Annotated in this window: 12 protein-coding genes and 1 pseudogene; all 13 read right to left on the minus strand. The window is 37.9% G+C overall.

Annotated elements, in window-relative coordinates:
* Positions 1–33 precede the first annotated feature (33 nt).
* The gene (trmD, locus tag BW721_RS04185; RefSeq protein ID WP_076766410.1) at positions 34–777 is read right to left on the minus strand and encodes a tRNA (guanosine(37)-N1)-methyltransferase TrmD; all 744 of its coding nucleotides are present in this window, start codon (positions 775–777) and stop codon (positions 34–36) included.
* The gene (gene rimM / locus BW721_RS04190; RefSeq protein ID WP_076766412.1) at positions 777–1,292 is read right to left on the minus strand and encodes a ribosome maturation factor RimM; all 516 of its coding nucleotides are present in this window, start codon (positions 1,290–1,292) and stop codon (positions 777–779) included. The genes trmD and rimM overlap by 1 nt, the downstream gene beginning before the upstream one ends.
* Before the next feature lie 111 nt (positions 1,293–1,403).
* Entirely contained in the window at positions 1,404–1,649 is a 246-nt protein-coding gene (locus BW721_RS04195; protein WP_076766414.1) for a KH domain-containing protein, read from the minus strand.
* A 57-nt stretch (positions 1,650–1,706) separates the two neighbouring features.
* Positions 1,707–1,979, minus strand: a complete 273-nt coding sequence (gene rpsP, locus BW721_RS04200; protein ID WP_076766416.1) for a 30S ribosomal protein S16 — start codon at positions 1,977–1,979, stop codon at positions 1,707–1,709.
* Positions 1,980–2,068: 89 nt separating this feature from the next.
* Positions 2,069–3,484, minus strand: coding sequence for a signal recognition particle protein (ffh, locus tag BW721_RS04205; protein ID WP_076766418.1), 1,416 nt, complete (start codon positions 3,482–3,484; stop codon positions 2,069–2,071).
* Positions 3,485–3,506: 22 nt separating this feature from the next.
* On the minus strand, positions 3,507–3,845 hold the full coding sequence (locus BW721_RS04210) for a putative DNA-binding protein (protein ID WP_076766420.1): 339 nt from the start codon (positions 3,843–3,845) through the stop codon (positions 3,507–3,509).
* 307 nt (positions 3,846–4,152) lie between these two features.
* Positions 4,153–5,169, minus strand: a complete 1,017-nt coding sequence (gene ftsY, locus BW721_RS04215) for a signal recognition particle-docking protein FtsY (protein ID WP_076766422.1) — start codon at positions 5,167–5,169, stop codon at positions 4,153–4,155.
* A 20-nt stretch (positions 5,170–5,189) separates the two neighbouring features.
* Positions 5,190–5,999: a sugar-phosphatase gene (gene yidA / locus BW721_RS04220; protein WP_076766424.1), complete on the minus strand. Its 810-nt coding sequence runs from the start codon at positions 5,997–5,999 to the stop codon at positions 5,190–5,192.
* 13 nt (positions 6,000–6,012) lie between these two features.
* On the minus strand, positions 6,013–9,570 hold the full coding sequence (gene smc / locus BW721_RS04225) for a chromosome segregation protein SMC (protein ID WP_076766426.1): 3,558 nt from the start codon (positions 9,568–9,570) through the stop codon (positions 6,013–6,015).
* A gap of 22 nt (positions 9,571–9,592) precedes the next feature.
* Positions 9,593–10,285 carry a ribonuclease III gene (rnc, locus tag BW721_RS04230; protein WP_076766428.1) on the minus strand — a complete coding sequence of 231 codons (693 nt, stop codon included), beginning with the start codon at positions 10,283–10,285 and terminating at the stop codon, positions 9,593–9,595.
* Between the two features lie 146 nt (positions 10,286–10,431).
* Positions 10,432–11,790 (minus strand): ISL3 family transposase, encoded by a 1,359-nt coding sequence (locus tag BW721_RS04235; RefSeq protein ID WP_076766430.1) that lies wholly within the window; start codon positions 11,788–11,790, stop codon positions 10,432–10,434.
* Positions 11,791–11,964: 174 nt separating this feature from the next.
* A pseudogene (locus BW721_RS04240) lies at positions 11,965–12,798 on the minus strand (IS3 family transposase); the annotation flags it as partial.
* Positions 12,756–13,511 carry a helix-turn-helix domain-containing protein gene (locus tag BW721_RS12240; protein WP_076766434.1) on the minus strand — a complete coding sequence of 252 codons (756 nt, stop codon included), beginning with the start codon at positions 13,509–13,511 and terminating at the stop codon, positions 12,756–12,758. The gene BW721_RS12240 and the pseudogene BW721_RS04240, both read right to left, overlap by 43 nt.
* Positions 13,512–13,654: the final 143 nt, after the last annotated feature.

Consider the following 13,654-nt stretch of genomic DNA (forward strand, 5'->3'; position numbering starts at 1 on the left):
CATAGTTTCGAATAGCTGTAAAGTATTTTTTCTTTATAGCTGATCCATTTCTGCTTTAATTTCTTGTAGCCATTTTTCCTGTTGTTTCGTTAGTATAATCTCTTCCAACAAGTCAGGGCGTCTCTCTAATGTCTTGCGTAGGGATGCTTTTTCTTGCCATTCAGCAATCTTAGCATGGTTCCCACTGAATAACACTTCGGGTACTTCATCGCCTCTAAAATCGCGAGGACGCGTGTATTGTGGGTGTTCCAATAAACCTGTTGAGAATGAATCGGTTTGATTGGATAGCGTATTACCCAATGCTTCTGGCAATAAGCGAACCACACTATCAACAATGACCATCGCACCAAGTTCGCCACCCGTTAGAATAAAGTCACCGATTGAAATTTCATCAGTCACATGTGCTTTAATCCGTTCGTCAAAACCTTCATAATGGCCACAAATAAATACTAAGTGCTCTTCTTGCGCCAGTTCCTCTGCTAAAGCTTGGTTGTAGGTTTGCCCAGCTGGATCCATCAAAATAATTCTTTTTTTCGTCTCAGGGTAAGCCTCTTTAATAGCATCAATACTATCTACAATCGGTTGTGCTTTAAGCAGCATACCTGCTCCGCCACCAAAGGGATAGTCATCCACCATATTGTGTTTATTATCAGAAAAATCACGAAAGTTTGTCGTTTCAATCGAAAGCAAGTCCTTTTCAATGGCTTTTCCAATAATCGATTCGCTTAGTGGTCCTTCAAACATAGTAGGAAAGAGGGTTAAAATATCAATTCTCATTAATCTAACAGTCCTTCCATAATGCTAACCACTACGCGTCCTTCTTCTAAGTTAACTTCTTTAACAACATCATCAATGTAAGGGAGTAGAATGTCTTTTTTCGCCTTACCTTTGACAACCCAAACATCATTGGCTCCAGGTGACAGAATTTCTTTAATTTCGCCTAGCTCTTCGCCTTCATCAGTCACAACCGATAGGCCAATAATTTGATGGTAGTAATAGTCTTCCCCTTCAAGCTCTTGGATGTGTTCTTTAGAAACTTTTAGCTCAGATCCTTTATAGATTTCAACATCTTCAATGCGGGGATGGTTCTCAAATGTTAGTAAATCAAAGTTTTTATGCTTACGGTGGCTCTTAACGGTTACTTCAACGGTTTCTTTGCCATCTTGAAAAATAGTTAATAAAGCGCCTTTTTTATAGCGTTCATTAACGAAGTCTGTCACTGAGATTACGCGAACTTCGCCCTTTAATCCTTGGGTATTAACGATCTTACCAACTGCTAAATAATTCTCCATCTGATCACCTCTTTATTTTTTCTTTTAATACAAAAAAAGGGACAAGTTCACCTTTTCAAATGAATGTCCGCTTTTGTTTGTATGTATCTGTTCTAATAGTGTCTTAAAAACCTACTCTGCTCCCTCTATAACTAGACGAACACGCTTCGATTTTTTAGTCCGAACACTATACACAATCGTACGAATTGCGCGAGCAACTCGACCTTGTTTGCCAATGACGCGTCCCACATCATCTGGATGAACAGCAAGGTGATATTCATAAAACTCTTTGGTTTCCTTAATATCAATCGTGATGTCATCTTGATGCTCAACTAGGGGCGCCACCATTGTAAGAATCAATTCTTGAATATCAGGCATAAAACCACCATCCTTTTGGTTGAATTGAATGCTTCTGAATACAATAATCTAAACAGCTTATTTAGCTAATTTAGAGTCGTGGAATTTCTTCATGATACCTTCTTGGGAAAGTAAGTTTCTTACAGTATCAGATGGTTGTGCACCATTTGCTAACCATTTTAAAACTAATTCCTCATCAAATTTGATTTCTGCTGGTTCAACAACTGGGTTGTAAGTACCAACTTTCTCGATGAAGCGACCATCACGTGGTGCGCGGGAATCAGCTACAACAATTCTGTAGAATGGATTTCTTTTAGAACCCATACGTTTTAGACGAATTTTAACTGCCATTTTTTAAATACACCTCCATCTATCTCAATCTCACAAGAGCTATCATACCAGTTTAATATGAGCTTGTAAAGTATTTTTTCTTTACAGTCTTATCTTTTTTTCTTTTTCTTCTTTTTGCCTAGTTTTCGAGACATTTGTTTCATAGCTAGTTGACCTAACTTGCCTTTTGGACCGTTACCTAAGAGACCTTCCATACCAGCAAAATTACCCTTAGACATTTGGTTCATCATTTTACGTGACTCATTAAATTGTTTGATCATACGGTTTACTTCTTGTAATGAGCGCGCTGATCCTTTAGATATACGACGACGTCTGCTTTGTGAAAGTAAATCAGGATTCTCACGTTCTTCTGGTGTCATAGACATGACAATAGCCTTCATATGAGCCATATCTTTTGGATCAACTTTAACTTGGTCAATTCCTGGTAAATTACTCATTCCTGGAATCATTTTTAATAGATCTTCAATTGGTCCCATATTAGAAACTTGGTCCATTTGATCGATGAAATCATTAAAGTCAAATGTATTCTCACGAATCTTTTCAGCCATTTCTTTAGCCTTATCTTCATCGTAATCTTGTTGTGCACGCTCAATCAGCGTTAACATATCTCCCATACCTAGGATACGAGATGCCATACGATCTGGGTAGAATGGTTCGATGTCGTCAAGCTTTTCTCCTTGACCGGTAAACTTAATTGGTTTACCTGTAACCGAACGAATAGACAAGGCAGACCCACCACGCGTGTCACCATCAAGCTTAGTTAAGATAACCCCTGTTATACCTAACTGTTCATTAAAGGCTTTCGCTACGTTAACAGCATCTTGCCCTGTCATCGCATCCACAGTAAACAGAATTTCATCTGGTTCAACTGCTGCCTTAATATTTTTCAATTCGGTCATCAGGTTTTCGTCAACGTGCAAACGACCTGCCGTATCAATAATAACAAAGTCGCGACCTTGCATTTTTGCTTCTTCAACTGCTTCAGTTGCGATTGCTACTGGATTAGCATCAGTTCCCTTTGCATAAACAGGAAAATCTAATTGCTTACCAATCGTTTGTAATTGATCAATCGCTGCTGGACGATAAACGTCAGCTGCAGCTAACAATGGGCGTTTATTTTCACGCTTTTTCATGTAGTTTGCTAATTTACCAGCTGTTGTTGTCTTACCAGCCCCTTGCAAACCAACCATCATAACCACTGTTGGTGGTTTTTTAGCAAAAATAAAGGGTTCTTGTTCGCCACCCATTAATTCAGTTAATTCTTCATTAACAATTTTAACGACTTGTTGTGCAGGCGATAGCGATTCTAGTACATCTGAACCTAATGCTCGTTCATTTACTTTTCTAACAAAGTCTTTAACGACTTTAAAGTTAACGTCCGCTTCCAGCAATGCTAGACGAACTTCACGCATCATTTCTTTAAGGTCAGCTTCTGTAATTCTGCCTTTTTTACCAATTTTAGTCATTGCGCCTTGGAGACGTTCTGATAAACCTTCAAATGCCATTTATAGTCACATCCTATTTTTCTTATTCATCTAATGTTTCAATTTGTGAAATCATTTTTTGTAAATCGTGGTCCCCTGGATAGGTTGTTGCCGAATATGTTTTTAATTGCTCTAAACTTTCTTGTCTTAGTATAAAGTTCTCAACTAAATGAAGTTTTTTTTCATAACTAACTAATATTTTTTCCGTGCGCTTGATATTATCATAAACGGCTTGTCGACTCACTTCAAATTCATTAGCTATTTCACCTAAAGAATAATCATCACCATAATAAAGAGAAAGATAGCCTTTTTGCTTATCGGTTAGTAGAACATTATAAAACTCAAATAATGTGTTCATATAATTGGTTTTTTCCAATTCCATCTCTGTTCCTCCTCTTCTTTAAGTGTCAAGTTGAAACCTTTACATCACTCATAAGAATACCGATAAATAGCCTATTAGTCAAGATAAAAACAGAGCCAACGACGTCTTACTTTGAAATGTGCGATACAAACTAGAAAAGGTCGCTGTATCGCACATTGGGAGTTAGAAATGTAAGATACAACGCCTATGTAGCGGCCTGTATCTTGCATTTACAAGCTAAGATGTAAGATACAGACCATTTTGACGAGCTGTATCTTACATCGAATAAAAAATAAGCTGAGATAATTATCCCAGCCTATCCTGACACTTATTTTTTCACTTCAACGAGGTCTTTTACAAGTCCGTAAATGTATTGTTCTGGATCGAAGACTTGGAGATCATCCATGCTCTCACCAAGACCAACAAATTTAACTGGAATAGCCATTTCTTGGCGGATGGCTAAAATAACCCCACCCTTAGCTGTTCCATCTAATTTTGTTAAAATCAAACCAGTCACATCGGTTGTTTCCTTAAACTGTTTTGCTTGAATCAAGGCATTTTGTCCCGTTGTGGCATCTAACACCAATAGTGTTTCTGATGCGCCACCAGGAACCTCTCGTGTGATAATGCGGTTGATTTTTTCTAATTCTTTCATCAAGTTAACTTTATTTTGTAATCGGCCTGCTGTATCAATCAGTAAGTAGTCATAGTTATCTTGCTGACCTTTTTTCAAAGCATCAAAGACAACTGCAGCTGGATCAGATTGAGCGTTACTAGTTACAACATCAACACCAACTCGTTCTCCCCATACTTCAAGTTGCTCAATCGCTCCTGCACGGAATGTATCTCCCGCTGCAAGTAAGACTTTCTTGCCTTCGCTCTTCAGCTTGTGGGCATACTTACCAATCGTCGTTGTTTTACCAACACCGTTTACCCCAACAAACAGAATAACGGTTAGACCATCTTTGTTCTCATTAATAGTTGGCAGACCGACTTCACCTTTTTCGTAGATCTCTACCATTTTTTCAACGATAACATTTTTAACTTGCTCGCCAGTACGAACGTTTTTCATTTTAACTTCTTCTCTTAGTACATCTGAAATCGCTAATGTCATATCAAAACCAACATCGGCAGAAATTAAAATTTCTTCTAAGTCATCAAAAAAGTCTTCATCAACTTCTCTAAAACCTGCGAATAATTCATTAATTTTATCTGAAAAGCTTTTACGGGTCTTTTCCATCCCTTTATCATATTTTTCAATGACAATACGTTTCTCCTCATTTACCGGCTGTGTCGTAACATCTTCACCGGTAAAGGCACGTTTAATACGGTCAAATAATCCCATTTTGTCACATCCTAACGTTTTTATAAGACTAATTCATAAATAGCATGGGCAATGCCGTCTTCGTCATTGGTTTTTGTAATAAAGTCTGCATAGGCCTTCACTTCATCACGTGCATTTTCCATGACAACTGCTGTCCCAGCATATTCAAACATAGCAAAATCATTTTCTTCATCACCACAAGCCATGACTTCTTCTTTAGTGATTCCTAAAATTTGACAGAGTGCATCAATACCAGTCCCTTTGTTGACTTGTGGATTCATTACTTCATACAGTAAAGGACGCGATTTCATCATCGAATAATTTTCAGTGTAATCAGCTGGAATCTTAGCAATAGCATCATCTAAAATATCGGGTGAGATACAGTAAACCACCTTGTTAAAGCGGTGGTCCTCTGTGAAATCATCAATTGATTTTTTAATAAATGGCAAACTCGCACTCATCAAACTTGGGTATAATGAGTCTCTTCCTGCTGGATAATCCGGCTCATAGACATACTCTAAGTCTAGCATATTCATTGGAATGTTTAAGTCATTCGCTAGCTTGTATAGGTCTTTTATTTGATCATAGCTTAAGGTTTTCTCTGAAACAATCTCAGATGTATTATTCTTTTGAACGAGTCCGCCGTTATAGGTAATTGAATAATCACCCTCATCCATCAGATCGAGTTCTTCTAAATAACGTTGAATCCCTTTTAAGGGTCTTCCTGAGCAAAGGACAATTTTAACGCCCTTTGCCTTAGCTAAGCTAATCGCCTTTTTATTTTCTTCACTGATGTGTTTTTCTGAATCTAGTAAGGTGCCATCTAAATCTAGTGCAATTAATTTTATCATGCAACATTCTCTCCTATTCATCGTCCTCATCATTAAATTTTACTGAAGCTAAACGAGAAACACCAGAATCTTGCATAGTAACGCCATACAAAACATCGGCTTCTTCCATCGTCCCTTTTCGATGAGTAATCACAATAAACTGTGTGTTACTCTCGAACGAGGTTAAATACTTACCAAATCGAACGACATTTGCTTCATCCAAGGCTGCTTCTACTTCATCTAAAATACAAAACGGCACTGGCGATACTTCAATAATAGAAAATAACAGTGCGATGGCTGTAAAAGCTTTTTCACCACCAGACAATAAACTCAAGTGCTGACGTTTTTTTCCAGGAGGCTGCGCAACAATCTCGATACCCGTTTCCAATAGGTTAGAGGGATCGGTTAATTCAATGGTTGCCTTACCACCACCAAACAAGCGCGGGAAGGTTTGTTCAAATTGATTTTTTATTGCTATAAAAGTTGTTTCAAAGCGTTGTGAGACTTCTTCGTCAATCTCTTCCATGGCCTGTAAGAGCGTGGCTTTCGCTTCTAAAAGATCTTCTTGCTGTTTGCTTAAGAATTCATAACGTTCAAAAATACGATCATACTCTTCAATTGAAGTCAGGTTAATTGGTCCTAAATGATTAATCTCATTCTTAAGTTGTTTCACTTTTTGAGAGGATTCTTCAATTGAAAGTTGCAATGGATAATCTTGACGTGCAGCTTCATAAGTTAACTCATATTCTTCACTCAAACGGTTCAAATGATGGTCAATGGCCACCTCAAATCGTCCAGAAGAACTTTCTAATTTAGCTAGTTGCTCCAAGGCTGATTTAATAGCCTCGTTTGTTTCTTGTAACTGATTATTTTTTTCCTCAACCTCTTGATCACGTTGCTTTTTACTGTCACGTTTTTCTTTCAAGAGAAGCGTATAGTGTTGTTTATCCTTTTTACTTAAGGTCAACTGCTCAACAATGTCATCAATAGATTGGAATTCTGTATGCTCTACTTTAGAGCTCTCTTCCAAGCTAGCTTCAATTGCTGTCACGGTAGCGACTTCGTTATCAACTAATTCTTTGGTGTTTGCAATATCACGTCGTAGTTGTTTTTCTTGCTCTTTAACGACAGCTAGACTTTGTTGGTCTTGTTGAAGCGTTTGTTGCAAGCTTTGAAGAAGCTTTTGGCGTTCTTCTTCATTCAAAGTAGAATCTGCCATTGTTTGTTTCAAGCGCTGAATCTCAGTCGTTAGCTTGTCACTTTGTTGGCGAGCAGTATCTAAGTCAGTTGTCATTTGTTCCAACTGAGACTGAACCAACTTCGCTTCATAGCGATAAGTTAATAGCTCTTCTTGTAGCTGTTTTAGGCTATCCTCTTCTCGCTTTTTACTGCTTGCTAAATTGTCTAATTCATAGCCCAGCCTACTTTTTTCTTGCTGTAAGAAAGCATAACGATTTCTACCCTTAGTGACCTCTTCTTGAATGTTGCGGTACTTTTCTTCAATCGTTTTATAAATCAGCGTGTGCTCATCAATATAGTCGGTTAGTTTCTGAATGCTATTCTTACGACTAAAGACAGACGCACTTTGTTGTTTCTTACTCGCTCCACCTGTCATCGATCCGCCTGCATGAATCACATCGCCCTCGAGGGAAACGATTCGATAGCGGTTTTCAATGCGTTTGGAAATCGCTACACCCGCCTGGAGATTCTCAGCAATAATCGTTGTGCCAAGTAAATTTTCAGCAATAGCTTGATAACTCGTGTCAAAAGTAATTAAATCTGACGCTATACCAATAAATCCTGCTATCGACTGTAACTCATGAATAAGGTAAGACGGCATTTGGCGTGGCTTAATAACGGTTAAAGGTAAGAAGGTTGCCCGTCCTAAGCGATTGCGTTTTAAAATATTAATACAGGTCGAAGCTGCTTCAGTGTCATCAACGACAATGTTCTGAATAGCTGTTCCTAAAGCTGTATCAATAGCCAATGTATAGGTGTCGGGAACATGGAATAACTCACCGACTGGACCACGAACACCGTTTATCTTATCTCTTCTTTTTAGTATTTCCTTAACACCTTGGTAGTAGCTAGCATAGCTATCTTCCAATTCTTGCTGACTTTCTTTTCGAGCTTCAGCTTGCTGAAGGTTTCTGGACAGCGTTAATAGCTCTTCACTATAGGTCTTTATTACCGCTTCATGATCAGCTAATGCTTTCGCTTGTATTTTCTCTTCGTCTTGGTAGTTAGTCAGTTGATTTTCCAACTCTTGATACTGGGCATCTAAATTCCTAACTAAATCTGCTTTCTGAGACTCGCCTTGGCTGTTCTCAGCAATTTTAGATTGTAAGTTTTGGTATTTATCCTCAGCTTGTTGGACATCTTTTTCAAGTTGAAGAATGGTATTTTTATTTGATGATTGATCTTGAAGTGTGTCGATATAAGTATCTCTTAGCTGCTGAATATGCTCATTTTTATCTGCAGACAACTGCGAGACCTTTTCGAGTAATTCTTCAACTTTGGCTTCAAGCTCTCTTCGATCTGTTTGTTTGAGGCCAATTTCTTCTCTCAGTTTAGCTAATTTGACCGTTTCTTTTTCAATCAACTGTTTTTTCTCAGCTAATAGGCGTTCTTGGTCTTCTTTGTTTTTAGCAGAAAAGCCTGCCTTTTGATCAAGAATATTTTTCTGCCCTTCTAACTGCTCTATTTTTCTAACAATAGCCACATACTCATCTTGTAGTTTATCTAAGGCCTCATCTTCAACCTTAGCATGCTGATGGCTATCAGCTAATGATGCCTTCAATTGTTTTTGTCGGCTCTCTAAATTAGTTAGTTGCTCTTGATAATGTTCAATTTCTTTCTTACCCAGTTGCCACTGCTCATTTAGCGTTTCAATCTCTACTGCGATAAGGGCAATCTCTATTTCACTCAGAGCTGCTCTCTTTTCTTTGTATAAAAGAGCGGTATTGCGTTGTTTTTCAAGTGGTTCTAATTGATTAGTAATTTCATGTAAAATATCTTCTACGCGGTTTAAATGTTCCTGAGTATCAGAGAGCTTTCTTTCAGCATTGACCTTACGATTTTTATATTTCGCAATTCCAGCAGCATCTTCAAATATTGACCGGCGCTCTTCTGGTTTATTTTGAAAGATTTGTTCAACCTTTCCTTGAGAAATCATGGAGAAGGAATCCTTCCCAATCCCTGAATCCATCAAGAGATCCGTAATATCTTTTAAACGGCACGGCTTCTTATTAATAAAACAATCGCTGTCGCCATTGCGATTGATGCGTCGCGTTAAGCTGACTTCTGTAAAATCAATCGGTAATGTCCGGTCTTCATTGTTAAGGACTAAGGTTACTTCAGCGATATTGATGGGTTTTCTCGATTGAGAGCCCGAAAAAACAATATCATTCATTTTTTTACCGCGCAGGTTACGGGCTGATTGCTCTCCCAATACCCATCTGACAGCTTCAGATAAATTGCTCTTCCCACTCCCATTTGGTCCAACAATAGCCGTTACGCCTTTGTCGAATTCAATGATTGTTTTATCAGCAAAGGATTTAAACCCTGTCATCTCAATTCTTACGAGCTGCAAATAAAACATCCTTTCATAACATTTATTTTTTTAGGGCCTTGTTTAATGCCATTTGAGCCGCATTTTGCTCCGCACTCTTTTTACTTGTACCACTACCGCGTCCAAGCACGTTACCATTCACAAAAACAGCTACTTCAAAATGTTTAGCATGTGACGGCCCTTCTTCTAGCACCGTTTGATATTTAATTTGAATATCCCCGTCTTTTTGCAATTCTTCCTGCAAGAGTGTTTTATAATCCATCGCATGGGAAAAAGCATCCTCTTTAATTTTCGAAAGCACAACACGGTAAATAAAGTCTTTAGCTGCTGGCATGCCTTGATCGAGAAATAACGCACCAATAAATGCTTCGAATAAATCACACAGCAGAGCTGGTCTCTGGCGACCATTCATCCGTTCTTCACCTTTTCCAAGACGAATAAACTGATCAAAGCTACATTCCTTAGCAAAAGCAGCTAAACTTGGTTCGCAGACAATTTGAGCGCGTAGGCGAGTTAATTTCCCTTCATTCCATTCTGGATAATGGTGGAATAAAAACTCAGATACAACAACTTCTAAAACTGCATCTCCTAAGTATTCGACTCTTTCATTATGCTTTAGTTGTAATTGACGATGCTCATTCACATAGGATGAATGAGTAAATGCCTCCTCTAGTAATGAGTCATTACGGAAGCTGACATTAAATTGCATTTGAATCATTTTTTTTAAATCTTCCATTATTCTCCTCCTTTCATCTTTTACATACCCTCATATTATACGTCAAAATAAGCATTCTTGCACCCTTATCCGAAAGAAAGAGCTAGCTATAAAAAAAGGTTCTCTGTCAAATCGTGTTGGTGACCCTATAATAGTCAAAGTGAGAATTAAATTCTCACTTTGGCTTTTTCTTTTTGTCTAGCTTGTTCGTCTTGATAGCGTAATGCCTTGGGCTCAAAATGATTGATAGTCAAGCGGAAACTGACCAGAATACGCGCACGGAGATTCGTATAATTACGATAACCAAACCCAGATCGCTTTATGGTCTTAATTTTATTGTTAATACCTTCAATGGCGCCATTAGAAAGGGTATAAAAACAGGCATTGCTAATACCCACTCGATGTGTCACTAACGTTTGGACGGTGGTACGGATCTTTCTTGGTAATATCTGTTGTCTAGTGTCTTCTAAAATCGTGCTAAATTGTTCAAAATCATGCTGATAAAGGGCGAAACGGAGATGATTGACTAACATGTAAACCTGACGCAACTGTGGATCAAGGGACAATAAATAATCAACCATCATCTTTTCAGTCATCAGACCGTCATAAAGACGATGGGTTCGGTAATCACTCACATTTAATTCCCAGTCATTTTTTAAAAGCAACTTCCATTGTTTCTTTAACTTGCGGTAATCCCTCGGGCGTTTACTGTAGAGATTATTCATCACACGAATACGATGTGTATTGAGTGCGCGATTGAGATGCTGCACGATATGAAAGCGATCAATGACAATTTGGGCGTTTGGAAAACACGTTTTTACCACTGCCATATAAGGCGAATACATGTCCATCGTGACCGTCTTCACGCTATAACGAGACTCTTTTGGATACCGTAAAAAATAATCAATGAGATGATCTTTTCTTCTGTCTTCAACGACATCCATTAACCGATGGTTTTGAGCATCAATAAATAGAAAACTCATCGCACCTGAGACAGCTCCAACTGACTTAAATTCATCAATAGAGAGATGTTGAGGCAAGTAGAGATGCTTAGAAGCTAGCGGTTTCGCAACCTGTCTAAGCACACGAATAACAGTACTCGTCGAAACAGACAAGTGCTGAGCTACCAATGTCATGGACTGTATTTCACGCAGCTCCATCGCAATAGTTTGTTTAATAATAGTGGAGATAAAACAATGGCGTTCAACCAGAGTTGTTTCAGCGATAAAAGTCTGATGACAATGCTTGCACAAGAAACGTTGTTTCTTTAGGCGTAGAAGAAGTGGCTGAAAATTGATGTGCGTCAGCTTAATGGTCGATACTTTTGTTCCATTCTTGATTATATCTTGATGAGATTGATTTAAAACACCACAATTGACGCAACAACGCGGTGTATAGGTCAATTTCCCCTGTATAATCATATGATTGATTTGGTTTAGTTTTTCAAATTCTACAGGAATATCTTCTAAAATAATATTTGGGTCTTTTATTCCGAACATTTTTTTAATACAATGAATTTGGGTCATGTGAATCCTCCTATTATTTGGTGTGGTAACTTAATTATAGGGGTTCACTGACCTTTTTTGTGTTTAAAAATAGAAAAAGGTGTTAGTGAATCATTTGAACTGCCCCCTGTCAAGTAGACAGGTAAATAAACAAAATCTTTGTCCCATGTATGATACTGTTCATGCATGGTTTTTTTATGCCGGAATGCTTAAGCCCATGTTTAATGTCACCCGTTGGGTATTATAAAAACCAATATATTGTTCAATATCACGCTCTAATTCTTCAAAGCTCATATAAGTCTTCAGCCGATACATTTCTTCTTTGATAATGCCCCAAAAGTTCTCCATTGGACCGTTGTCAATGCATTTTCCCACACGAGACATACTGTGGGTGAGTTGATGTTTCTTCACAAAATTATTAAAGTCGTATGACGTGTATTGATATCCCCGATCGCTATGAATAAGCGTTTGGGTTGATATAATCTTGTCTTCAATTTGGCGAACTGTATCACGAACTAAGGCATTATCATTACGTTTCGATAGTTTAAAGGCTACGATCTTATTTTCGCCATAATCCAATATGGCACTAAGATAAGCTTTGGCGTTCTCTCCATACTTAAATTCAGTCACATCGGTTAATAAGACTTCCATCGATTGATAGTCCTTTCGGAATTCTCTATTGAGGATATTATCGGCGATATGTGCAGGATTGTGGGGCTTGTAACGATATCGTTTCCGACGGATAACAGCTTTCAAGTTCAGTAATTTCATCAAACGATAGACACACTTATGGTTTACTTTAGCGTTCATGAAGTGGTTTAGATAGATAGTTATTCGACGATAGCCATAAATACCTTTATGCTTTTCATAGACTTGAAGGATTAATTCAACAAGCTTTCGAAGCCGTTTTTCCGACGCAGTCGGCTTGCGTTTCAACCACTTATAATAACCCGCTCTGCTCACACCCAAAGCATCACAGAGATGGATTACTTTGTATCCTTCTTTTTGTAGTTTCTTGATCGTTTGGTATTCCGCTTCATACCTCGTTTGCGTGACATCAACTCTCTTTCCACTTCTTCTAACTTTTTTAACGCTACGTTCTCCGTTTCTAGATACTCATTTCGTGCTCTTAAAGCTGCATTTTCAGCCCGGATTCTTTCTTCTTCCGTTTGAACAGAGTTTGGTTTGCCGCGACCCCGTCCATCTACTAGTCCGTCAGGACCATGCTTCTTATATTTTTGAACCCATGAATACACGTTATTGTAGGATACCTGATACTTCTCAGCAGTTTTTTTATAAGATAAACTATTAGCTAGGCAGTCTTGGACTATTTTGATTTTTTCTTCTTGTGTTGATTTTTTATCTGTCATCGTATACACCTCGGATTTTGGAGAATAGCTCCTCATTTCTTCCCCTTTAGTATACTTGTTTATCCAGCTCCTGACAGTATCAACTTTTGGGATATTATATTTAACAGCTAGCTGACCTATAGGTAATCTATCTTCTAAATATTCTTTCACGACTAAGTCCTTAAATTCTTTACTATATTTATTGGACTTAGATTTAACTTGAATCCCACTAATTCCATGCTCTTGGTATCTTAAGACTTTATCCCAAAAGGACGTCCAATTAATTAATAAACCATAGGCTTCTTTTAATTCTTTGAAACTGATTCCTTCATTCAGATACATCAAAATATATCTTTCGATTTCTTCAGTTGTATGTTTACTGTTTGAACGCATAAAAATCCCCCTAAAGTAATTTTACTTTTTTAAGTGTCTACTTTAGGGGGAGCATATCAATTTCGATTCACCAACACCATATATTATAGAACCAAAAAAGAAAGAGCTGAATAAATCAGCCCTTTCTTATCATACAATTCGAA

The organism is Jeotgalibaca sp. PTS2502 (genome assembly GCF_001975685.1).
Taxonomy (GTDB): Bacteria; Bacillota; Bacilli; order Lactobacillales; family Aerococcaceae; genus Jeotgalibaca; species Jeotgalibaca arthritidis.